General features: G+C 54.2%; 22 protein-coding genes and 1 pseudogene. 11 read left to right on the top strand and 12 right to left on the bottom strand.

The genetic code is table 11. The features are described from left to right. Window positions 1-275 precede the first annotated feature (275 nt). From EIK79_RS18160 to EIK79_RS18800, 4 genes are read left to right on the top strand one after another with little or no spacing between them, the layout of a single operon-like run. Entirely contained in the window at window positions 276-425 is a 150-nt protein-coding gene (locus tag EIK79_RS18160; RefSeq protein WP_185715630.1) for a hypothetical protein, read from the top strand. Continuing rightward, window positions 418-1,128: a hypothetical protein gene (locus EIK79_RS12940; RefSeq protein WP_124955526.1), complete on the top strand. Its 711-nt coding sequence runs from the start codon at window positions 418-420 to the stop codon at window positions 1,126-1,128. The genes EIK79_RS18160 and EIK79_RS12940 overlap by 8 nt, the downstream gene beginning before the upstream one ends. Window positions 1,129-1,154: 26 nt before the next feature. Beyond that, on the top strand, window positions 1,155-1,475 hold the full coding sequence (locus tag EIK79_RS18805) for a hypothetical protein (protein WP_124955525.1): 321 nt from the start codon (window positions 1,155-1,157) through the stop codon (window positions 1,473-1,475). Between the two features lie 6 nt (window positions 1,476-1,481). After that, entirely contained in the window at window positions 1,482-1,691 is a 210-nt protein-coding gene (locus tag EIK79_RS18800) for an MBL fold metallo-hydrolase (protein ID WP_233738150.1), read from the top strand. A gap of 339 nt (window positions 1,692-2,030) precedes the next feature. On the opposite strand, the gene EIK79_RS12925 is transcribed toward EIK79_RS18800, so the two are convergent. Beyond that, window positions 2,031-3,017, bottom strand: coding sequence for a hypothetical protein (locus tag EIK79_RS12925; RefSeq protein ID WP_124955524.1), 987 nt, complete (start codon window positions 3,015-3,017; stop codon window positions 2,031-2,033). Between the two features lie 275 nt (window positions 3,018-3,292). Between EIK79_RS12925 and EIK79_RS12920 the strand changes: the two genes are divergently transcribed. Beyond that, window positions 3,293-4,201, top strand: coding sequence for an acetamidase/formamidase family protein (locus tag EIK79_RS12920; protein WP_124955523.1), 909 nt, complete (start codon window positions 3,293-3,295; stop codon window positions 4,199-4,201). Between the two features lie 106 nt (window positions 4,202-4,307). On the opposite strand, the gene EIK79_RS12915 is transcribed toward EIK79_RS12920, so the two are convergent. The 8 genes and pseudogenes from EIK79_RS12915 to EIK79_RS12885 all read right to left on the bottom strand — a co-directional run bounded on the left by EIK79_RS12915 (window position 4,308) and on the right by EIK79_RS12885 (window position 13,731). Continuing rightward, on the bottom strand, window positions 4,308-6,074 hold the full coding sequence (locus tag EIK79_RS12915) for a nitrite/sulfite reductase (RefSeq protein ID WP_124955522.1): 1,767 nt from the start codon (window positions 6,072-6,074) through the stop codon (window positions 4,308-4,310). A gap of 271 nt (window positions 6,075-6,345) precedes the next feature. After that, window positions 6,346-7,674, bottom strand: a complete 1,329-nt coding sequence (locus EIK79_RS12910) for an MFS transporter (RefSeq protein WP_124955521.1) — start codon at window positions 7,672-7,674, stop codon at window positions 6,346-6,348. Between the two features lie 325 nt (window positions 7,675-7,999). Next, on the bottom strand, window positions 8,000-10,069 hold the full coding sequence (gene nasA / locus EIK79_RS12905) for an assimilatory nitrate reductase NasA (RefSeq protein ID WP_124955520.1): 2,070 nt from the start codon (window positions 10,067-10,069) through the stop codon (window positions 8,000-8,002). Window positions 10,070-10,357: 288 nt separating this feature from the next. Further along, window positions 10,358-11,337: pseudogene (locus tag EIK79_RS12900) on the bottom strand (sulfite exporter TauE/SafE family protein). Window positions 11,338-11,354: 17 nt separating this feature from the next. Further along, window positions 11,355-11,504, bottom strand: coding sequence for a DUF7512 family protein (locus EIK79_RS18155; protein WP_185715628.1), 150 nt, complete (start codon window positions 11,502-11,504; stop codon window positions 11,355-11,357). Window positions 11,505-11,597: 93 nt separating this feature from the next. After that, window positions 11,598-12,050, bottom strand: a complete 453-nt coding sequence (locus EIK79_RS12895) for a DUF6691 family protein (protein WP_124955518.1) — start codon at window positions 12,048-12,050, stop codon at window positions 11,598-11,600. Next, window positions 12,047-12,547: a YeeE/YedE family protein gene (locus tag EIK79_RS12890; protein ID WP_124955517.1), complete on the bottom strand. Its 501-nt coding sequence runs from the start codon at window positions 12,545-12,547 to the stop codon at window positions 12,047-12,049. The genes EIK79_RS12895 and EIK79_RS12890 overlap by 4 nt, the downstream gene beginning before the upstream one ends. Window positions 12,548-12,549: 2 nt before the next feature. Beyond that, window positions 12,550-13,731, bottom strand: coding sequence for an MBL fold metallo-hydrolase (locus tag EIK79_RS12885; protein WP_124955516.1), 1,182 nt, complete (start codon window positions 13,729-13,731; stop codon window positions 12,550-12,552). Between the two features lie 204 nt (window positions 13,732-13,935). On the opposite strand from EIK79_RS12885, the gene EIK79_RS12880 reads away from it, so the two are divergent. From EIK79_RS12880 to EIK79_RS12870, 3 genes are read left to right on the top strand one after another with little or no spacing between them, the layout of a single operon-like run. Next, entirely contained in the window at window positions 13,936-14,178 is a 243-nt protein-coding gene (locus EIK79_RS12880; RefSeq protein ID WP_124955515.1) for a sulfurtransferase TusA family protein, read from the top strand. A gap of 3 nt (window positions 14,179-14,181) precedes the next feature. After that, window positions 14,182-14,565, top strand: a complete 384-nt coding sequence (locus EIK79_RS12875; protein ID WP_124955514.1) for a DsrE family protein — start codon at window positions 14,182-14,184, stop codon at window positions 14,563-14,565. Window positions 14,566-14,567: 2 nt separating this feature from the next. Next, window positions 14,568-15,140 carry a DsrE/DsrF/DrsH-like family protein gene (locus EIK79_RS12870; protein ID WP_124955513.1) on the top strand — a complete coding sequence of 191 codons (573 nt, stop codon included), beginning with the start codon at window positions 14,568-14,570 and terminating at the stop codon, window positions 15,138-15,140. A gap of 735 nt (window positions 15,141-15,875) precedes the next feature. Here EIK79_RS12870 and EIK79_RS12860 read toward each other — a convergent pair. Continuing rightward, the gene (locus tag EIK79_RS12860; RefSeq protein WP_124955512.1) at window positions 15,876-17,132 is read right to left on the bottom strand and encodes an orc1/cdc6 family replication initiation protein; all 1,257 of its coding nucleotides are present in this window, start codon (window positions 17,130-17,132) and stop codon (window positions 15,876-15,878) included. A 500-nt stretch (window positions 17,133-17,632) separates the two neighbouring features. On the opposite strand from EIK79_RS12860, the gene EIK79_RS12855 reads away from it, so the two are divergent. Both EIK79_RS12855 and EIK79_RS12850 read left to right on the top strand, forming a co-directional pair. Next, a complete protein-coding gene (locus EIK79_RS12855) occupies window positions 17,633-17,893 on the top strand; it encodes a hypothetical protein (RefSeq protein ID WP_124955511.1) in 261 nt (86 codons plus the stop codon). A 733-nt stretch (window positions 17,894-18,626) separates the two neighbouring features. Then, entirely contained in the window at window positions 18,627-19,523 is an 897-nt protein-coding gene (locus EIK79_RS12850; RefSeq protein WP_124955510.1) for an NAD-dependent epimerase/dehydratase family protein, read from the top strand. 222 nt (window positions 19,524-19,745) lie between these two features. On the opposite strand, the gene EIK79_RS12845 is transcribed toward EIK79_RS12850, so the two are convergent. Both EIK79_RS12845 and EIK79_RS12840 read right to left on the bottom strand, forming a co-directional pair. Further along, window positions 19,746-20,435: a 4-carboxy-4-hydroxy-2-oxoadipate aldolase/oxaloacetate decarboxylase gene (locus EIK79_RS12845; RefSeq protein WP_124955509.1), complete on the bottom strand. Its 690-nt coding sequence runs from the start codon at window positions 20,433-20,435 to the stop codon at window positions 19,746-19,748. A 185-nt stretch (window positions 20,436-20,620) separates the two neighbouring features. Next, a complete protein-coding gene (locus EIK79_RS12840) occupies window positions 20,621-21,643 on the bottom strand; it encodes a Bug family tripartite tricarboxylate transporter substrate binding protein (RefSeq protein WP_124955508.1) in 1,023 nt (340 codons plus the stop codon). A 226-nt stretch (window positions 21,644-21,869) separates the two neighbouring features. Between EIK79_RS12840 and EIK79_RS12835 the strand changes: the two genes are divergently transcribed. Continuing rightward, window positions 21,870-22,913 carry a zinc-dependent alcohol dehydrogenase gene (locus EIK79_RS12835; RefSeq protein WP_124955507.1) on the top strand — a complete coding sequence of 348 codons (1,044 nt, stop codon included), beginning with the start codon at window positions 21,870-21,872 and terminating at the stop codon, window positions 22,911-22,913. Window positions 22,914-23,003 lie beyond the last annotated feature (90 nt).

The following is a 23,003-nucleotide window of genomic DNA, read 5'->3' as shown; positions in this document are numbered from 1 at the left end:
ACGTTCATCGTGACTCCGATGCAGCTCGTAATAATGATCGAAGTACGTTCATTACAGGTGTATGTTCGTAATGGGAGAAAGTACGTATGCGAACACAGTTCGATATGTCCTCAGCACAAGCCGCTTAGCAAACTAAGACGCACAGATTCGCACAACTGTTCAGTAGCAGTCAAGCGCAAGCAAAGAGTACAGACTGAACAGCGGCGTAAATACACGTTAGTGACTCGAAAAAAGCGCATTAGGACGTTCACCGATCAGAGTAAAGAAAAATGCTAATGACACTCGACGACCGAAACCAGCGACCGCGAACACGATGGCACAAATCACCCAGCGCGCTACTCTCCCTCCCGGCAACCCCAACGCTGGGATACGTCGTCCACGGCAGCATAGATGGTCGTCTCTACGGAGAGGTGCCAAATGAGTAACTCTAGATCGAACGAGGAGATAGCCGAGACCGTCGCAAGGCTTGAGTCTGCCCTTGATACAGTGTCAGATGGTGATGGCAATTCGGTGGAGGGCGAGGAATCCAAAGAACTGTTCGAAGCAATTGACACTACAAAGTTATTAGAGTCAATAGATATTGAAAAATTGCCTAATATTGTAAATTTTGAAGAAGTCCCAGCTGCCATTGCGAACGCTGATCCCAAGCGAGCGATCGAACTCAAACGCCTTGTGTCACTTGTGGAGTTCGACGACCTCTTGGATGCAGTCGAAGTGCAAGAACTTCTGCAGGGCACTGATGTCGCGGGTGATATACTCGGGTCGTCGGATCTTTCGGATGGTGATTTGGACGACGGGATGACCCAAGCGATGCAGGTTGCCGTTCAATCAAAGCTCCAGGACGCTGCTGAGGAACTCCGCAGTTCTGTTCTCGATGCGCGCGAGCAGTTAGAGCAAGCACGCGATGAGGCCCAAGAGACCATCGAGGAGACAACTGGTGGAGGAACAGGCCAGCCGTCCTCTCAGAATCCGACCGCCTACTCGACGATGGCCTCAGGTTGGAAGCAAGGCGATTGGTCGTCAGCGAAGGTTTCGACCGTTCCCCGCACCGTGCGCTATTCGAGCGCTTCAGGGCACGACCGACTGTATGGCTCGCGATTCGACAGACTAGAGAACGACGATGAGTAGACGCGGCCGCAGCGATCCTCGGTGTCGTGACGTTCACGGTTCTATTCGTCCTGTCGTGGAGTGACGCCATCCTACAACTCCTGTTCACGGCATTCACGATGGTTGTCTCGGCAGTCGTCGCAGTCAGCGGTCCAGCCGAGACCATCTTCGACCAACCCACCCAGCGCATCCTCACACGCCTCCACTGCTGTCTTTCGTATTCAGGGAAACAGTCTCGTGTTGATATACTAACCCTGTCCTACGTTGTGAATTCAAGGGAGTTACTCACATATTTAATCGCACAATACTGTGGCGTGGCTCGACTGAAACTGTATGCGTTCAACGGCGCAGATCGGGATTACGAGTAGAGTGCGATGATGCGCAATCAACAGTCAGATGAGACGTATCCCTCGCTCACTCCGTTTTATCTCATTGATCATCCTGACGGAACGGTGTTAATTGATACTGGTACCAGCTACGAACTACTCACAAGCCCCGAAGAGTACGCGTCGTATGGAGCGGGTTATTTCGCTGAGTTTGCGGCCAACGAGACCGAGATGAACGGACCAAAAAGCAGCCAATGAGGTGGCCCCCCTCGGCTGCAGTCCTGCTGACATCGACTACGTGGTCATGACGCACCTCCTCCTCGATCATACGGGCGATATTAGCGAATTTTCCGAGTCTAAGTTTATCGTCCAACAGGACGAACTTGAATATGCGTGGTGGCCTGCCGATCCCATCCAGCGAAAACTCTACGTCGTGGGTGGCAGTCGGCGTTCACGTGGGATACCGAGCAACATACGCTGAAGTAAATAAGTAGATTTCCCCGAATGCATTCCCAGAACTACAAATTTTATTTTTTTTTTCACTAAGAAGGTGAAAGAAATAATTGTTTGACATCGGTTATTCGACGGAGATGGCGGCTACTCGGTGTATCCGAGCGCGGATAAACGGTCTTCGACAACCGACTCGTCTGCTGTTTGCGCCGTATCTTCTGTCGGTTTTGAAGTGGTGTCCGCAGGCGATTGTGGAGCGGTTGTGATATTCTCATCCGATCTAATGATCGATTTGCGTTCTTCGTACGGCGGAATAAACCACGGAACTTCGATCAATGACGGAATACGCACGTTGCGCGGGTGGAAGTACACAGGAATTGGAAACGGAGTTGCCCATTCACCGAACGAATTGCCATGGTCGGCAGTGATCACCGTCTTTCCGGGAAGGTCCTCTGCGAGGGGAAGAGCGGTCTCAAGCACACAGAGCAGATTGTCTCGATACGCCTCCCAGACGAGTTCAGTCTCTAACTGTCCGGTACTCAGTGCTTCCCAGACTGGGAGTGAGAATTCACCATCCCCATCACTTCCGAGCATCATGTTTCGGAACTCCTCCATATTGTCGCTGTGGACGTTAACCCGTGTTTCTCCGACAAACGGAACGTGGGGCTGCATAAAGTGAGCGATCAATCGCTTGTTTGGATACTCATCGTGTACAGTTCGTGTACGATCTGCGAGTGTTTCTGGTAAGACCGTCTCTTCGGTTTCGTCCCATCCGTCGGTCCACACGCGATCAGTGTAAAGAAACGGCTCGTCAAGAACCCATTTCTCGAATGGATTAGCGGTAACGTACACTGTGTCGGTGAGCGATCGATCATCGAAATTTGCTTTGAGAAACTCCGGTGAGGCGCTCCCGCGTGACTGCCGTTTGGTCAACTCGCCGTCGAGCGATAGTTTCGCTCGAACCTGATTGAATAGGTCGAACCGACAACCATCCAATATGATGAGGTTGTCCCAATCCGTATCTGTGATATAGACGCCATCTGCTCCCCGAATACGCTTCTGGAGTGGACCGATGACAGACGATAGCAGCAACTGCCGTCGGTAGAAGGAGTTATTCAGTACTCTTTTTATCATTCTAATACGTTCTTTAACCATTCATTAATAGATACACATTCAAACCGTATATACTTATCTGAGAAGTGAGTTGTAACATACCAAGGTACTAATTAGCATCCGAAATCACCAACAAGTGATTTCTGACTGATGCTGTGTCGCACTCCGTTCTCCACGATTGGACGTATCTTCTGGTTCGTCGTCCCCGGTGGCCGATAGGCAAGTGGTTGATCCTTCGAGGAACAATGACGAAATCGAACGAAAGCATTTATCCGGCCGATGTGAACGTTGTTACAATGTCTCAGAAGAGCGTCTCCGATGATCACGTCGTCTACGAATTCACTCCAGATATGGACGCCGAGCGGACGGTACCGCCTGGTACAACCCTTGAGATTCACACAAGAGACAGCGTCGAAGGCGATGTGCAAACGGAGGAGGATCTCATGCGTGCAGTCCCCGACGAGGTGAACGCGGCAACAGGTCCGGTCGCTGTAAAGGGTGCCACTCCAGGGGACATACTCCAAGTGACAATCGAAGATATCCGTCTTCGAGAGGAGTACGGTCGGGTACTCGTCATGCCCGAGTTCGGTCTTCAGCACGGATACGAAGACACAGACGCTCCCCGAACGCGGATCACAGAGATCGATAACGAGTGTCTTCACTTCAATGAGCTGGAGATTGAGCTCGATCCGATGATCGGCACCATCGGAGTAGCACCTCAGAATACAGCCTACAGTACACTCGTGCCCCACGACCACGGTGGCAATCTCGACACGACCGATATTTCAGCCGGATCGACAGTGTACTTCCCGGTGTTCCAGCCCGGCGGACTCCTGGCAATGGGGGATTCAAAGGCTGCGATGGCTGATGGCGAGGTGTGTGGTACCGGTGCCGAAATCGCAACGGAAATTGACGTGACCGTTGATCTCATCTCCGATCCAGTCGTTGCCCTCGATCGACCGTTAATCGAGACAGAAGACGCATGGAAGACGGTCGCGTCTGCGGAGACGATGGAAGAGGCGTGTGAATTGGCGAACCGTGACCTCTGTCGACTCCTCGAACACGTCCATGGGTTCGATTTTACCGACGCCTACATGTTCTCTAGCCTCGTTGCTGACCTCGAAGTGAGTCAGGTTGTCGATCCTCACATCACCATCCGGAACGCGATTCCGAAAGAGCAGTTGGCGAATCCGTTTACGGGATAATTACCAGTTATATATTTACTAAGTGTATCGGCCGTCCAGTGTAACAGCAACACTCCTCAATCATCAGGAGCACCTGCAGCATGCTATCCACTGGCCGGAATCACGATCAGTCATCCGCCGAGATCGGCCGACCATCGGCGTCGGTCGGTGCAGGACTCTCGCCGTCGTCAAACGGATACCACGACTGTTTCCCGTCAGTCAGGCACGGATCCTCGTATCCCTCTACTTCTTCCGGTTCGGCCAATTCGACGATCGTCTTGTGTCCAGTCGCGTTGATCCACTCGCGGAATGGCTGGCCTGCAGAACGGAGTGCTGCATACGCCTCAATGAGATTTCGGAGCAGCCCCGGCACTTCGTCGGCTGGCACGCGCTGTCGAACCCAGTCGATAAAGCTGGGGTCCTCACCGACACCACCCCCGACGCCGACATCCATCGCCTCAACCATCTGGCCGTCCTTTCGGGCACGCATCCCCTGAAGTCCGATGTCGGCGGTCATCGCCTGCCCGCAGTCGGCCGTACAGCCCGAGAAGTGGAGCTTGATGCGGTCGACATCCTCTGGTACCTCGACGTTGTCACCGAGCCACCGCAGCAGTCGGGCCATCCGTGCTTTGGTTTCAGTGAGCGCCAGTGAGCAAAACTCCGTTCCGGTACAAGCCACCGCGCCCTGAGTGAATGGATTCGGCGTCGGGGAATACGTTTCTAGGAAAGTCTCATCGAGCAGGGCATCCAGTTTCCCGTCAGGAACATCCATGATAAGCGGGTTCTGCCGCCGAGTCAGCCGTATCTCACCGGAGCCGTATTCGTCAGCGAGACCGGCAAGTTCGATGGCAGCCTCGGCCGGAAGTCGTCCGACCGGGACCGAGAGACCAACGTAGTTGTTCCCATCTGTCTGCTCGTAGACGCCAACGTGATCATGAGCACCCTGCTCGCTGGATCTACCTGCGTTGTACGTGTATTTGCCACGGAAGTCCGTACCCGCAGACTCACACTCGAAATCCAGCCGCTCATTGAGCGCGTCTCGAATCTTCTCAGGACCTCGCTCATCAACGAAAAATCTGGTCCGGTTTTTCGAGCGGTTCTGCCGGTTACCTTCCTCGTGATACAGTTCTACAAAGGCTCGGACCGTCTCAACAGCGTGTTCTGGCCGGACGAACAGGTCGAGTGAGCGTGCTTTACGCGGTTTGCGACCGCCGAGTCCGCCGCCAACGCGGACGTTAAATCCTTTCACGTCCTCGCCGCTGATGAATTTGTGGGCGGGTTCGAGACCGATATCGTTGATGCTGTCTTGAGCACAGCCCTGCCGACAGCCGGTGACAGAGATATTGAATTTCCGAGGCATATTACAGAGGTCATCGTCATTGCGGATGGTCGCTTGAATCTTTTCAAGAATGGGACGAGATTCGATGTACTCATCAGCCTTCTCCGCAACTGGACAGCCAGAGATATTTCGCATCGTGTCTCCCCCTGCTGACCGGGAGGAGACACCGACTGCCTCCAATCTGTCCCATATCTCAGGAATATCCTCCAGTTTGATCCAGTGCAACTGGATCGACTGCCGGGTCGTGAGGTCGATCCATCCGTTACCGAACTCAGGATTTCGAGCCGGTCCCTGCGCGTAGTCACGAGACACCTCACCGATCGCTTGTAGCTGTCCTGATCCTAACACACCTCCACAGTTGGTCAATCGCAGCATGAAGTATGATTCCTGTCCACCGCGCTGGTGGAATATGCCCCAAAACTTGAACCGTGAAAACCACTCCTCCCGTTCGTCTTCGGGAATGGTCTCCCAGCCTCGCTCAGCAAACGCCTCGATCTTCGTTCGGACCGCGTCACCGTACAGTTCGTCTTTGATGTCCTCTTTTTTGTGTACCATGGTTAGACCACCACAGATGCGGACGTTCGTATTCTTATTTCGATTATATATGGTCGAACACCGCTTAATCTGCGATTATACTTCTTATCTGTATGGGTAAAACACTATCCGTTGAATAAATTAACAATGCAGGGGGTCACTCCGTGCGTCTGTCCACAATACCACCAGCTAGTAGACGTATTATGTATTTATTTTTATGTATTAATTCTGCGTTGCTGGTGTCGTGCTCACTGGATAACACCCGCTCACGAGAACAACTGCCAGACGTATCTCAATCGTTTCTGCTAGATACTGATTGGGTCTCTGACTGTCCGCTTTCATTGACGAAGCCAGCCTCGGTAGCAACGCGCGCGACCGTTGGTTGGAACACCCACGCTGTCAGCAACACGATGGGTATCATTGAAACAGCAACAACGGAGTATCCGACGTGTAGGTTCGGAAGAACCGATGCCGAATACGCCAGCGGATAGACGATGCCACCAACAGTTCCAACACCACCAACGACGCCAGCGACGGCACCAGAGCTGTTCGGGAACAGTGCCGGTACCTGCGCGAAGATGGACCCTTCGGCCATAGCGCACCCCATGCCGACGAGAAAGCCAGCACCAACCGCGAGTAACACCTTGCCGGAGAGACCTGCTAGCGTCATACCGAACATCATCAGGACGATAAAGCACAGCGAGACGAACGTCCATTGTTCGCGGTAGCGGCCGGTGAATACCGGGAGGATATTCCGCTGCTCGCGGGCAAGATAGTCGCTGACGTAGCCCCCGAAGGGACGAAGTAGGCCCGCCGCAATAGAGAACATCGCCGCGAAGGTGCTCGCCAGCACGAGGTTATCAGTGTTGAATCCCTCGCGGTAGTAGGTTGCCAGCCACCCGTTCATCGACAGTTCCAGTCCGAAGCTCATCACGTAGGCCAGTGCAAGGATGACGGTTCCGTATCGCGTCGCGGTGTAAACCCAGCTCTTGAAGCTCGCACTCTCTTTTGTCGCCTGGCGTTTCTCCTCACTTTTTGCGGCCTCGCCGAGGATGTAGTACGTGGCAGCGAGGAGGATAGCGATGACGCCAGTGTAAAAGAAAGCGGCCCGCCAGTTGGTTTCGAACAACGGCCCGCTCCAGTTCGCGGGAAAGACACGCGGTAAGATAAGCGCCCCTGCAGCTGCTCCGGCGTTTCCGATACCGGCGTAGATCCCTTCGGCGGTTCCCAACTGTTCTTCTTCGAACCATTCTGAGACGTGTTGGATCCCGATGACGAAAGTGATACCGGCCGTCGCCACGATCAGCCGCTCGATGAAAAAGACAGTGTACGACTGGGCGAATGCGCTCGCCATCGAGAATACTCCGACGTAGGATAGCACGACGGCGAACACTGTCGGTGCCCCGAACTTATCTGAAAACCAACCGGTAAGGATACGTCCAAATGGAGCCAGCCAGATTGCTGCACTCGCAAGAATGCCGATATCCGCCAGCGACAGTCCGAACGCAGTAGCAATCGGACCAGTGAACGGAGCAAACGAGAACCAGATAAGAAACGAGAAGTTAAATCCGACAGTCGCCAGCGCTAGCGTCCGGTATTTGGTCATTGGAATCAAACTCATGAGATCGCCCTCGTTTCATCCACAGACACGACACGGTTGATGTGTGTCGGCAGTTCATCTACTGAACCTCCGTTGATATGGATGTTCCACCACTTTACCATACATAATGCGTTGTAGTTGCATATAATAACAGTAATTGTTTACATAATAGGGAAAATACGTGTTAGAGGTTGGAGATGGGAGATTTCGAACCAAAGGTCGTCTCTGTTCGATCGTCGATATCCCGCTACTGAAAGTGTCTAAATAGGTTTGAACACTTCGTGGATAACACGACGTAGGCATGTGACGGTGACTTACAGGAGGGTGCGTGGTGCACACCAGTCCCTCAGTGCTCACGCCCTATAGATGAGCGGTTGCCGTCGTTAGTCGGCGGTACCTCTGCCTCTAGTGCGATTAGCTGGACAGCGCACTGCTTGAAGTGTGGCTCATTGGATTGGGGATCCCGATCGGAGAGCGTCAGTCGATTGGTGGCCGGATGGTGGATCGGGAGCCAAACCATTCCTCGTGGAACGCTCTCGTCACGATCGACACGGACTGGCACCGATCCGCGCCGGGAGGCAACGATAGCCCGGTCGTTGTCGAGTGCGGCAGTGTCCGGGTGGATACGGGCAACCAGTTTGCCACTCGTACCGCCGCGAGAGCGGACACCCGTGTTATACCCATCGGCCTCACGGGCTGTCGTCAGCATCAGAGAGTACTCGTCGTCTGTTGGCTCCGGAAGCGGTCTTTGTCGATTGGTCGAGAAGTGGGCGTTGCCAGAGGTAGTCGGGAACGACCACGACCCGTCATCGTAGTAGCGGTAGCCACCGGCGCTCTGTTCATCAGGAGCCGGCCAGCGGACGGCATGTTCCTTCTCCAGACGCTCGTAGGTGATTCCTGAGCAGTCAGCGACAGTTCCCTCTGTCAGCGCGGTGAACTCGTCGAAGACCGCTGATGGATCCGGTGAAGGATCCGTAATCAACTCCGGGAACAGCCGAGCGCCAACTGTCGCAATAAGATCAAGGTCTGGGCGCACACCGCTTGGGAGATCAGTAGCTGCTCGCACCCGTGAAATGGTCCGCTCCATATTCGTTGTCGTGCCCTCAGACTCTCCCCAGGTCGCCGCTGGGAGAACCACGTCAGCGACGGCGGTTGTTTCCGTGTGAAACGCGTCCTGTGCGACGACGAACGCGTCTTCAAGCGCTTTACGAGCGGTGTCAGCGTCAGGCATTCCGGCGACAGGGTTAGTCGCAACAGTCCAGACGGCGTCGGGGTTCGTTTCGAGAATACCGACGGGTCCCGGTCCGGGATCGGTAGGCAATCGATCGACCGGAATGTCCCAGTGGTCAGCGATGGTCCGCCGGTGGGTGAGGGTCTCAAACGCTCGCTGTCCGGGCCAGGTTCCCTTTGAGGAACATATTCGCGTCCCCATCGAGTTGGCTTGTCCGGTTAGCGAGAATGGCCCGCCCCCGGGCTGGAGATTCCCTGTTGCCAACGTCAGATCGATGAGTGCTCGTGCCGTCTCAGTCCCCTGAACGTGCTGGTTGATACCCATCCCCCAGTAGATGAGTGTTCGGTTGTCAAGGGTGGTGGCGAGTAGCTCCACGTCGGCCATCGTGACATCGGCGTCGTTGGCGGCCGTCTCCACGTCAGGAAGCACACCACAGAGTGCATCGAACCCCGTGGTCGCTGTCTCGATGAACGCCGTATCGACGCGGCCGGTCTCCACGATGTGAGCAAGTACTGCTCGTGCCAGCGCGAGATCTTTACCGGGCGCAGGCGCGATATGATGTTCAGCGTTCTCTGCGGTCTCAGACTGTACCGGATCCACGACGACGATCTCACCGTTTTCGCTGGCGGCCCGCCGAATCCAGCGGAATAGCACTGGATGAGCGACCGCGGGATTCGCTCCCCAGACGACGTGTCCTTCGGCTGTGTCGATATCGGCGTAGGTACAGGGCGGGGCGTCACTGCCGAAGGCTTGGTAGTACGCTGTTACCGCGCTGGCCATACAAAGCGTCGTGTTCGCGTCGTAGTTGCGAGTCCCGAAGCCACCACGGGCGACCTTCCCGAGCATGTAGGCGGCTTCGTTAGTCTGCTGACCGCTGCCAAGGACGGTAACGCTGTCTGGATCCTGATTCTGGACCTCGCGCAACCCTGCGACTGTACGCGCAAGCGCCACGTCCCAGGTGGTTTGTTGCAGCTCGCCGTCCCTACGAACGAGCGGGCGAGTGAGCCACTTACCGTTGGGATTCTTGCTTTCGCGGATCCCGCGTGCACACGCTGCCCCCTGATTGACTGGGTGGGCAGAATCCCCCCGAACGATATTGATTCCGTACCCGATATCAGTGCCTTGGTGCATGTGGCCACAGCCAACAGCACACCGCATACACGTCGTCGGAACCCAGTCGCTCACACGATACCACGCGCAATTTGAGCGCCCACTTGCTTGCTCGCAAGACTCTTCTCAGCACACTCAAACACTATTTTCATATTTATATGTATGAATGAGTATTATAAAACGATATCTCTTTACAAAATGTGTTTTCTATGCGCTTTTAGGTTGTATTTGTCCATTCCTCGTTCAGCAGCTACTGGCGTACTCCGACGCCTCTTTTCTGTCACGCACGTCGACCGCTGCCGTAGTCGTCACCGAGATACAGACTCAAAAGTAGTTGTGTGTCTCACACAATACTGTGCACATCTACGATGTAGTGAGTTGACACCATGACCCGGCCGGTCACCGCGGAGTCGGCACACGGCGGCAATGACGACGGCACTGCTGACGAGCAGCGCTGCTCCAAAGATCAACACGGTACTCACAGTGTTGAGAAGTTCGATCCCGTAGACGTTTCCAAGTTTGTTTGACGCGACTGCTATGCTCCCTGCGAGAAGCATCGCGGCAAAGTAGCCCTTGATCTCGTCCTCGTCGACGAGTTTCGTCACGCCCGCCCCGATCCGTGCACCAAGCGCACTCCCGAGAAGCAGGAAACCGACGACCGGCAACGCGACAGCTCCGGACTGTGCGTACGTGAACGCACCGAACGCCCCCGAGATAGTGATCTGGAGGATGTCGGTTCCGACGGCGATGGCGGCCGGAACGCCAAGCCCGTACATCATTGCGGGCATCAGAAGGAACCCGCCACCGACACCGAGGAATCCGGAGAGGACACCGATTGCAAGCCCTACTGCGAAGATGATTGCTGCCGAGACGCGGACGCCACCGCGGAGCGTCACCATCGGCGGGATACGGATAGCCTGAACGCGGTCCGCGAGGTCACTCGAAGTGTCGTCTCCGCTGTCTGACCATGCGTCACGGAGCGTGAGCAATCCGACGCCGGCGAGTAGGCCGACGTACGCGACGTTGATAATGAGGTCGGCCATGCCAGTCGCTTCGAGAAAGAACACGACGCTCTTTCCGCCCTCGATACCGAGCGTCATTGCGACGGTCATGATCCCAGCGAGCTTGTAATCGACTTGTCCGTGGTCACGGTGGCGGAGTGCGCCGATCACGCTCGTCCCGAAGACGAACGCCAGTCCGCTCCCGACAGCGACCGTCGAGGGGTACCCCATCACGAGCAGAGCAGGCGTCACAAGGAATGAGCCACCCATCCCGAAGAACCCGAATAGGGTCCCGATGAGCAGACCAAACCCGATGAAGACGGCGGCCATGGTGAGACCCATCCCAAAGATCGCCATCGTTAGTCACCTCCGACCGCGTCGATGATGACCTGTCCGAGTGTACTGCTGAGCGCACCGTACCCCACATAGAGTGTGATCGCTTCCGCGAAGACAAGCCCCACAGTAGCGATCGCCTGTACTGAACCACTTATCAGTTCGAGTCCGAACATTTTACGCGACCATCCATTCTTTGGATCGTATTTCCATTGACGCACAATACCGTTGGTGCCGAATCAGATACTCGGTATGTAGTGGCATGAGTGTTAGCTGGCCGTCGTGTCGTCAGTACCGAGTGATCGGATATAGCCCTGTGCGTAGGCACCGAGGAACATGCCGATGATCGCCCAGAGAATGGGATAGTTGCCGACGCCGAAACTGGCGTAGGCTGCACCGGGGCAAATCCCAGAGATCCCCCAGCCGACGCCAAAGATCACGCCGCCGATGACGACGTTGCGATCAAATTCCTTCACTCGGCGCGTGTATTCGCTCGCAGTGAGCGGGGCGCGATCTAGGTAGCGCGTCGCAACGGTGAACGTAATTCCGGTGACGACGGCCGCACCGCCCATCACGAACAGCAGGCCGAAGTCGTCGAACTGGAGGAAATCCAGAACAACCTCCGGACGAGCCATCCCACTAATGGCGAGCCCAAGCCCGAAAATCAGCCCACCGACGTAGATGACGGGCAGGAACAACGGGCTGCGGTCGCGTTCACTCATGGAGACACCCCCAGAGCGGCGACAAGTTGGGCGGTTCCGATTGCCGTCACTAGGAAGGTCGCAACGTTCACCAGCGAGGTGTTCGAGAGCGACCCGACGCCACAGACGCCGTGCCCAGAGGTACATCCCTTTCCGAGGCGAGTGCCGACACCGACGAGGATGCCACCACCGAGCAGCCGCCACCACTGAACATTAGTCGTCCAAATGGAGGGATCAGGTGCGAGAGCGAGCCCCCAGATCGCCGCACCGCTCACGATGCCGAACGTGAACACGACCCGCCAGTTTCGGGACTGAACGTACTTGAAGCGATTGAACCGTTCGATGCCCGAGACGTACGACAGTGTCGACTCAAGGAACGTACTCGCGCCCGCGATGATCCCAGTTGCGAGATAGATGACTGCCGCGCCGAGTCCGACGAACAGACCACCGATGAGGTACGGTAGTATCCCTCGCGGAAACGGATCACCGGTCGTGAGCAGCGGAACTACTGGCTCCATCGTCAGTTTGTCAGTGCCTCCTCACTCGCGGCGCAGTTGTTTGGTCCAAGTTCGAGCTCAAGCGCTTCCTCCTCATCGGGGGCCTGCTGGCCGAGATTCGTCCCGATTATCTCCTCGTAGTTCGCTGGTTGGGGCGGCATGTCTGCAATGATGAACTCGACGAACGTCTCCTCGTCCATCGTGAGCGCGTCCATCCGCTCGATCAGATCGTTAAGCTCCGCGGTGTGGGTGCCGTCCTCGTTCGGTGTCGCTGAGTCGCTGAAGTGCGCCGGTGCAATGACTGTGTCCCCAGAGAGCGTGAGAACCTGCTCATGGAGGCTCTCATAGAGTGTTCTGGCAGCGGCTTTTGCGGCCGCAGGGTCTTCAAGATCAGGTCGAGCCACGCTCTCGGTGAAGAGACCGTCGCCCGTGAACAGGACATTCCCGACCTTATACGCGGTCATGCCGGTCGTGTGTCCCGGCGTATGGATGACCTCGATGTCAACGCTCCCAACGGAGAGTGTGTCACCGTCGGTGACTGTCTTGTAGGGCGTCTTGTACTCGATGCCACGCTCGGCGGCTGTCTCCGGAAGAACCGCTGTCGCGTCGGTGGCGGTGGCGAGGTCACGAATACCGGAGATGTGGTCGGCATGGATGTGTGTATCGAGCGCGTACATGAGATCGGCACCCAGCGTTCGCGTATCCTGAACGTACTCGTCAACGAACGCGCGAAGCGGATCGATGATAGCTGCTTCGCCATCGGAGACGATGAGGTACGCAAGACACCCGCTGGACGGGCGTCTATACTGGGCGACTGTCGCGTCAACATCTGCGTCAAGCTCTTGGTAATCATAAATTCGCGCCCAACCTTTCATCCCCCGTTCGAGGTGATTGACATCGTACCCGTCGTCGTCGAGATGTTCGGCAACGAGTTCGCTTGACCCGCCCTTTGCACAGAGGACCGTGATGCGCTGATCATCGGGAAGCTCTGCGTGCAGGTCTTCGGGAATGTCATCGAGCAACTCGAAGTACGGGTAATTCACGATATCGGTGTTTTCACCGTCGATGTGCCACTCTTCGAAGTCGGCTTCCGAACGTACATCAAGGATGAATACGTCTTCGCCGCTATCGATACGCGCCTTCAGCTCGGTTGGTGTGGTCGATGCGACCGTTTCAGTGGATTCGGAGTCTTTCTCTCCGGTCATCGTCACTCTTCTCTATTGACTGCTTGTAAATAAGGCTTTGTATAGTAGTTCACCTACTCTACAACACTATTGCCACAACATTCGGTATTCATGGCCCATTGAGGCGCCACTGAGAAAGAGTGCATTTTGGTATTGTGATTTGGGGGAACTACTATCGATGGGTTTTTTTACTACCCTCCAGTATTGGGTAGTGAGGTCAATACCATGACTGAATACGAAATCACTGAGACCCTTGATGTACAGGGTGAGAACTGTCCGATGCCGGTTGTCAAGACCAAGCAGAACATCGACCGGCTCGAAGCAGGTGAAGTTCTCGAAATTCTTGCGACCGATCCTGGTAGCATGAGCGACCTCGGCGGCTGGGCAGATACGACCGACGGTGTTGAACTCCTCGACCAAGAGGAAGGCGACGATATATACACTCACTACGTGCGTAAAACTGAATAAACAATGAATAAGATTGGAATTATCGTCGACAACGACAGCCCGAAGAGTCTCGCAATGGCGATGAACCTCGGTCACACGGCGCTCGCGTCGGACACCGAGGTGCTCGTCTACTTTACCTTCGATGGACTCTCCCACCTTCTCGAAGGTGAGATGGATGTCTCTGAAATCGAACCGCTCCTCGAGGCAGGGATGCCAAACCCCTACGACATGCTCGACGCATTCGTCGCTGACGGCGGCGACCTCGTCACCACGGTTGCCTGCACGACGACTCTCGACATGCTTGAGTGGAACCAAGAAGCCATCAACGACGATGTCACGACCAAGTTCGCGGGTGCGGCGACGTTCCTTGAGGAAGTCGAAACGGCAGATCAGGTATTCACCTTTTAACGATGAGTACGGATACTCAGTCGACACCGGACGAGGCGGCCCCCTCGCGTGCCGAGCTCGCCGCGCGAATCGAGGAACTTGAGGACGCGCTCGCGGAAGCCACTGACGACGACGCCCCGTCGAAGATGTCGATCATCGCGACGAAGGGGACGCTCGACATGGCTTACCCTCCGCTCATCCTCGCGAGCACGGCTGCTGCCTTCGGCTACGACGTTACCGTCTTCCACACCTTCTGGGGGTTGGACATCCTCCATGAGGAACGCTCGAAGGAGTTGAAGCTGAGTTCGATCGGCAATCCCAATATGCCCGTCCCGAACGCCGTTGCCGCAATTCCGGGCATGGATCGTGTGACGACGAAGATGATGGAGCGGAAGATAGAGGACAACGACACCGCCACGATCGCGGAACTCATCGAAACATCCCTAGAGATGGGTGTAGAGTTTCAGGCCTGCCAGATGACCATCGATCTCATGGACTATGACGAAAACGACTTCTATGACGGTGTGACAACAGGCGTTGGTGCCGCCACAGCGATTCAGGATATGGCCGAGGCCGATATCCAACTCCTCGTCTAATGGGCCTGACCGTCGGTTGTTTTGGTGTGCGTTTTTAGCTCTTTTATCCGCTGATCGGCTATGATTGATTCCATCGAGGCGTCTTCACTATCTTCAACCAAGGGTTAATTGTGCGCGCTTAGGACATTCATCGTAGAGTTCTGGTCGGATCTCCTCTGTGAGCGCATTGAGAAACGTTACTGCGACTGTCACCAGAGTATTCACCTCCCTGTCACAGTACCCTAGAAACTAAACATAGGATTGAAACTAGCCTGCTTTGCCGTGACGCCGCGTTTCGGGGCTTTGTACTTGACATGCTTAAAGAGGCGTCGAAATACCCAAATTCGATCCTTGAGGTTGGAGGTCACGACTTGAGGTTGGAAATCAGGAGAGATCTCTGATTTTTCGGAGCCAGTAAATCGCTTCGTGATTTGCGTGACTCCACACCAAAGTGTGCTGAACGCTGGCACCGGTTATCGTTGACATACGAGAACCTCTCCAGACGCCACTGGAAGGCGTTTACTAAATCTTTCTGAAATTAAGTCAGACACTCCACTATTGCCAGTAAAAACAGAGGACGGTATCGTGTTATGGATTATTGGCAACAAGGGTATTTGGAGTTCAAATCATATAACGTTCATTTAGATAATACTGGCAACACTGGAGAGGGTACTGGACAAACTGGCACTTCCGGTTGGCGTTTTACTGGCAATAGTGGAGAGGGTATTGGCAGTACTGGTGTTGTTGGTTTTTAAGTCATTCCAAAGCCCGATGCCGTTTCGCGGTCTCACGAATCTCGTCAAGCTCTCCGAGTTCACTCTCAAGTGCATCAAGGGCCGACGACAGGGAGACATCGAGCTCGTATTCGTTGTAGTTCCCGCGTCCACTCGACGAGTCGACCAATCGTAAGATCCCGTGGAGGCTCAAATCCGACAGGTGGTCGTGTACCCGCCTGCGTTTTAGCGGATCACTGCTATGGGTGCGAAGAACCTCTCGATATCGCCTATAGATCAGTTTCGTTCGCTCGGGTGTTTCTCCTTCTGCCGCTAGCTGACAGACAGTTAGTAACACATACTGTCCCTGCCGGGTCAACGAATGCATCCCTTCGACGACCTGTTGTCGTTGGATCTGATGCTCGGCCTCCCGAACGTGTTCTTCGGTGATTTTCGCCTCTTCACCGGCCATCGCATCGTTCTCGGCGATATCAGCTGCTTTCCGGAGCAATCGTAACGCCTGCCGAGCAGATCCCGAGTCTTGTGCAGAGAACGCTGCGCACAACGGGATTACATCCAACTCGAGGACATCGCTGTAGAGCGCGATATCGGCTCGCTGCTTGAGAATATTTTGTAGTTCATTCGCGTCGTATGGAGGAAATAAGATTTCCTCTTCGCAGAGAGTGTCCTTGACTTTCGGAGAGAGGTTTTCCCGGAACTTGAAGTCGTTCGAGATGCCGACCACACCGATTTTCACGTCGAGATCCAGTTGAGAGCGAGCTCGTGGGAGCTCATACAGAATATCATCATCCGAGCCGATGTTATCGATCTCATCCAGAACCACGAGAATAGTCCCACCGATCGACTCAAGGTCGTTGTAGAGTTCGTTGAAGATCCGTTTTTGTTGATATCCGGTTTCGCTCATGGGTTCGCGTGTAGACGATACAGTGGTGAGAGGGTGAGACGGTGAGCGAATCTCGTTTACGAGATTAACCGCCACCTGATAGGACGTAGTGCAGCCAGTACAGTTGAGTTCAATAACGTTGAGATCGACGTCGTCGTACTCTTCGGCGGATTCCTGCAACTCCTCAAGAAGATCGTGCGTCGCAGCTGTTTTCCCGACGCCGGTAACGCCATAGAGAAAGACGTTGTTCGGTTGCCAGCCCTGAATGACGGGACGGAGCGCGGCCGCGTATTCGTCGAGTTCCTCGTCCCGCTCTTCAAGTGTCTCTGGCTGGTAGTCATCTCGGAGGACGTCTTTGTCCTGAATGATGAACGATTCTCGATTGAATCGACCCATAAGCGGACTCAAGACGAGGAACCATCATAAAACCATAGGTTCCAGTATTACCACTAACTCACCACTCGAACCAGTTATGCCAGTATTGCATCCACTTATAAAACACACACACTCCACTATTGCCAGTAAACTTCCGCAACGACTGGAGGAAGTCGTCGACCCCTTTTCTGAACGCCGGTACTTTTAATACAATGCGTGCGAAACCAGACCCGTACTGGGAAAAACTAGATACCAGAATCAAAATAGTTATTCAACTAGCTATATCAACTATCAGCTATACCAACTATCTATAATATGTATGTATATTTCAATAAGACATAGTAAATAGTAGAACACGATACAATAACCAGACCAAAAGCGTGACCGTTTCTGTCCTCCTATTCATTTTTTCCTCGTTACTGGCAATAGTGGAGTGAGAGTGGTTCTTAAATGATGGCATTATTGGCAACACTGGCAACGTCGGTTGGCCGCCACTCAACTACACTGTCGAGGACGACTCTTTGCAGCAAGTGTCGAGTGAGTACATCCGGACCCAGAATTTCATTCGGGAGGTGCGAAAAGGCCGTGAGCAACGAGCCGTGGCAGAGTTCTGTGAGATCCCGCAATCAAAGACGCGGAGCATCCTCAAGCGGGCAGAAACGAACGACGGTATCCCACTCGGTACCGATCAGTGGCGACTGGAACGAGCAACGGTTGAGGTCGTGAGAAGACGCTTGCCCCGCCTGCTGAACAAGATCCCGAATAGATTGGAGGATCAGTAGCTACTCGGTGGTACATTCGACTCAGCTTTCCAGATCGATTAGCATATCGATAGACGCCTTCTCGTAAGAATATTTTGTAAATTACGCTCAGACAAGTATGAGCAAAAGCTATTTACAGAAATCTATTCTCCGAGGTAGGGACCAAAATTTCGGTGGATTTGGTACACCGATATATGGTTTATTCTTAAGATGTATATATAGATGCCAACGGCGGACTGTTATGTTGTCGCAACCAAACGGATAGACATACTGAACGTTAAAAAGTTGAAGTGGATTGCTCTGTCTACCAAAACGGCACGTATCTTCACCACCTCACCGACAGTGAGTGGCCCTCGACGACTATTGCACAGACGATCGTGTCGAATGCGCCAACACCGCGTACACTCTTATAGGGACTGTCACCTAATATAGGTAATTAATAATCATGTAAGTAGTAATGGGATGATTAGAAAGACCGTAGTCCTGCTGGAGTGACAATACTAATTACGATCTCAGATAGTAAAAATAATATCTTTCAGTATTATTGGATCTCTCTTTTGTCCCCCTTGTTCTCGTCGACGTATTGGATTTGGACAGTAAGGGATTACAGGTGTACTATTGTAATCCATGTGCTCGATATACTGGCTTCCTTTTCAATATTATTGAAAATGGTGTAATAGGACATTCATCGCACGGTGGGCTGTATTAACCATGAAAACAATTAAATAGCAGAACATTCGATTCATACTCGTCAATGCCAGAACCAAATGTTCTTGTGACGGGTCCGTTTGGAGAGGCCGGCGAAGCAATTCTCACCAACTTAGCCAACAAGGAACGGTACAATTTCACGTATCTTGACCGAACCGATCATCCTCAGTACGACACACATGTCGCAGACATTTCCGATTACGACGCGATTCGGCCAGCTTTCGATGGGCAAGACGCTGTAATCCATCTCGCTGCGCAGTCAGACGCAGGTGCCAGTTTCGAGGATATCGTTGAACCAAATATCGTGGGGACGTACAACGTTCTGAAGGCGATGAAAGACGCCGACGTTCCGAAACTCATCTACGCGTCCTCCCAGCGCGTAATGGGGCTGTACGAGGAGGAACACGCGCCGGAACTGTACAGGGAGGATTATCCAAGCGAGTACGATCCCCGTCGACTCACTCACGAAACGCTTCCAAAGCCCGATGGCTACTACGGCGCCTCGAAGATGTTTGGCGAACACATCTGTCGGGTGCACGCCCGGCGTGAGGGCGCGCCAGAACAGGTGTATTCTCTCCGTATCTCCAGCGTCCGGACCGAGACGTACGATCATCCCTACGGCGACGCCGAACGCGGTGTCACCCGTAGCGATGAACACCAAGTCAACGAAGACGAGGTTTGGGATCAGTCACAAACCGGCTCTTGGGAGCGTGGTAGCGAGGAGTACGAAGAGATGGTGAAACGGCTCAAGGCGTCGTGGACCTCTCAGCGTGACTTTGCGAATCTGCTGGAGTGCTGTCTAGAGGACCAAGACGTGACCTACGACTCGTTCTACGCGGTAAGCGGAAACGACGCTCGGTGGTTCGACATCGAACACGCAAAAGCTGTGCTCGGATACGAACCACAGGACAACGGTTCCACGTGGGATAGCCCCCCAAAGTGAGCGACGAGAAGTACACGCGTATGTCGAGCAATCAGCTGCGTGTATGGTGAGAATAAATCTATACGACTCAGTTGCCTCTGATGGCGTCTGCTTTCGATGCGGTATACTCCCACCTTGTTTGTTCCCTCACCTCTCTTCTTTAGAAACGTCCAACGCGAACGACACCGGGCGACAAATCAGACACCGATCGCTTACGGCCGATCTCGCTGTTGTCCGCACCGATTACTGAATCGAGTCCTCGGGACCAACAACATCCATATCCTCGAATAGTTTGTCGTAACCGTTCATTTCGAAGAGATACGTCCCGTCTTCGAGTGCTTCACGAGTAGCGTCTTCCGAATCCAGTTTCTTCCGGGAACGTTCGAGGACTGTCTGTGCGTCCTTTCCGGGAATGACGGCCAGTCCGTCGTCATCGCCAACGACGATGTCGCCGGGATTGACGCTGACTCCACCACAAGAAATGGTGACGTTGATGGATCCGGGATCCTGCTTCAGCGGTCCCTGCGGATTCACGCCTCGCCCGTAGACGGGAAACTCCATCTCCTTGATCTCCCGCTTGTCACGGTACGCGCCGTCAATGACGATACCTGAGAGCCCGTTTGACTGACACGAGGCACACATCAACTCGCCGAGATGGCCAGTATCGGTATACCCATTGCAGTCGATTACGAGAACATCGCCAGGGTTGGCGACCGTGATCGCTTTGTGGATGATTAGATTGTCACCTGGTGACGCGGTTACCGTAACGGCGGTTCCTGCCATATCGACACCCTCGAAGGCGGGTCTAATTCCTGAATCCATCGTCAGTCCGACGTTTCCGGTTACGTCTGAAACGATGGTACTCGGAATCGCTTCGAAGGCCTCAACGACGGCACGGTCTGGTCGCTCTACATCGTGCTCTATCGTGTGCATACCAGAAGTGAGTGCGACAGCTGCTGTAAATCCATCGATGAAGTTCGTACAGTCTCGTCCGTGTGGGAGTGTTCTCTCTGTGGATATTCGATGAGAGTGTCTGAAAATCGGTGTCGATGACGGCCTGCCGCGCGTTAACTCGGCCCAGCGACATCAATTGGCAGTAGGGAAGTCAACACGGTTCGTCACTGCTTGCTGATACCGAGTTTGTCGACGAGGTTCCCGTAGTATTCGTACTGTTCTTGGAGGAACTGCTGGAGTTCTTTGGGACTTCGTTTGACGCGTATGAAGCCGTTGTTGTTCATGAACTCTACGAATCCGTCATCCTCGTAGACGGAATTGTACACATCAACTATTTCCTGTTTGCGGCTTTCAGTCATATCCGGCGGCGCGAAGTGCGCTAGCCACGAACCGATCCGGATATCGAGACCTTCATTTGCTAGTGTTGGTGTGTTTGGAAGTGACTTGACCTTCTCATCGAATGCGACGCCTAAGGCTCTAAGGTTGCCGTCCTTGACCTGAGATGCTACTTCAGCAGCTCCCACCGCAGTAGAGTCAACTTCCCCATTCGCGACGGCCGTCATGGCAGGCGCTGCACCGTCGTAGGAAATGTGTTCTACCTTCACACCCGCCTCGTCAGCAATCGCCGCCGCGGCCATATGCCACGATGAACCGAATCCGGAGTTCGCCATCTTGATCGTGTTCTTTTGACCGTAAGCTATCCAATTGTCGACCGATTTGAATTTCGAGTCTTTCCTAACGACGAGGGCGGCCGGAAACTCGGTATACTGCATGAGCGGTGTGACATCGTCGGGGCTCAGATCTGCGATTCCGAGATGTTCGAATAGTGCGATCTCGGGAGCCATACAACCGATGGTGTGACCATCAGGCTTAGCGTTCGCGGCCGCGTTCATCCCGACTGAGCCTGAGCCGCCGGTCTGGTTGCTCACATTCCAGGTCCCCTCGGTGTGATTCTCAGCTGCGTCAGCGACAGCACGACTCGTTCGGTCAGCCCCACCCCCCGCGGCCCACGGCGAGATGATCTCCACGGGGCGAGACGGCCATGACTGCTGCCCGGAAAGTTGGCTGGAGACGCTATCGAGACAACCCGCTGTCGCGACAAGACCAGTCGTTCCGACTGCTTTCACGAGGTTCCGTCTGCTCAGTACCGTTTGTCTGGTGGGCTCCGTACTGGTATCTTCTGGCATACCGTTCGCTCATATTCGACAATGAATGTTAAGTCTTCGGTCATCGGGTGGAGTCGCACGACGTCCCGCGTGAATGTCTTCTACACGGACGCCCAAGTCGTTCCCCCTCCGAAGGAAGACAAAGATCGATTCCGAACGATGAAATTCTTTCGTCAAATCACGTTCGCAAAGACCGTACTAATGCCGATTCCGAAACACTATAATATGTAAATATCGACCATTTCGTATGCGCGGGTTAGCGAAAGTCAACCGTGAAGCCGGAAGTATGGAACTCATTAACGTCGAGACTCCCAGCCCCTCCGCGGATGAGGTGTTGATCGCTGTTGAGTACGCTGGGCTCTGTGGGAGCGACGCTGGAATCTACCAGTTCAAACCGGCCTTCGAGCGGATGAATCTACCAACGATTATCGGTCACGAGTACACGGGAACCATCGTGGAAGCCGGCGACGATGTCACACGATTCTCGTCTGGGGAGCAGGTTGTAGAGCGACCTATCCACGGATGCGGTGAGTGTTACCAGTGTCGAATCGGGATGGAAAACATCTGCCAGACCACGGAGCTTACTGGAATCGATCACGACGGCGCGTACGCGGGTTATGTTACAGCGCCGGCGGAATCGCTTCAGGCTGTTCCCAAAAACGTGGACCCGCGTCACGCCGCTCTTGCGGAACCGACAGCGGTTTGTACTCGTGCGGTGATCGAGAACTCTCGTATCGGTGCCGGTGATCAAGTACTCGTCGCCGGTCCCGGTCCGATCGGACTTCTGACCGCACAAGTCGCGGACGCACAAGGCGCAGAAGTGGCCGTCGCCGGCGTTAGTCAGGACACGACCTACCGACTCCCTCTTGCAGAGGAACTCGGGTACTCCACGGTCAATGTCGAGGACGCTGATTTGGAAATGTATCGTGAGGAGTTCACCGATGGACAAGGATACGACATCATCTTCGATACGACTGGACATCCTTCGGGACTACAGATGGCTACCGAAGTGGTTAGAAAGGGAGGACAGATTGTCATTGTCGGTCAACCCGGAGACACAACGCTGTCCTACACGTCATTGGTTCGATCAGAGGTGGACCTTCAGTGTTCCTACAGCGCGATGTATGAGGACTTCAATCGCGCGTTTCGTCTTATTGCCTCAGGTGATGTCGACCACGACACATTCCTTGATGATCGGTTCAGTCTGCTTGACTCAGAGGCAGCCTTCGAGGCGTTTCTGTCCGGCGAAACCTGCAAACCACACTTCGACGTTTCGATCTTGCGCGAATAGATTTTCATACCGTCTACAAGAGTTTGGTATGAGTGAGGAACGTCCTTGAGCCAATTCGTATCGTGACGTCGTGGATCGTCAGTCTCTGGG

Source organism: Halocatena pleomorpha (genome assembly GCF_003862495.1).
Taxonomy (GTDB): Archaea; Halobacteriota; Halobacteria; order Halobacteriales; family Haloarculaceae; genus Halocatena; species Halocatena pleomorpha.
Note: the sequence above shows the minus strand (reverse complement) of the source record. Positions and strands in the feature narration are given on the sequence as shown.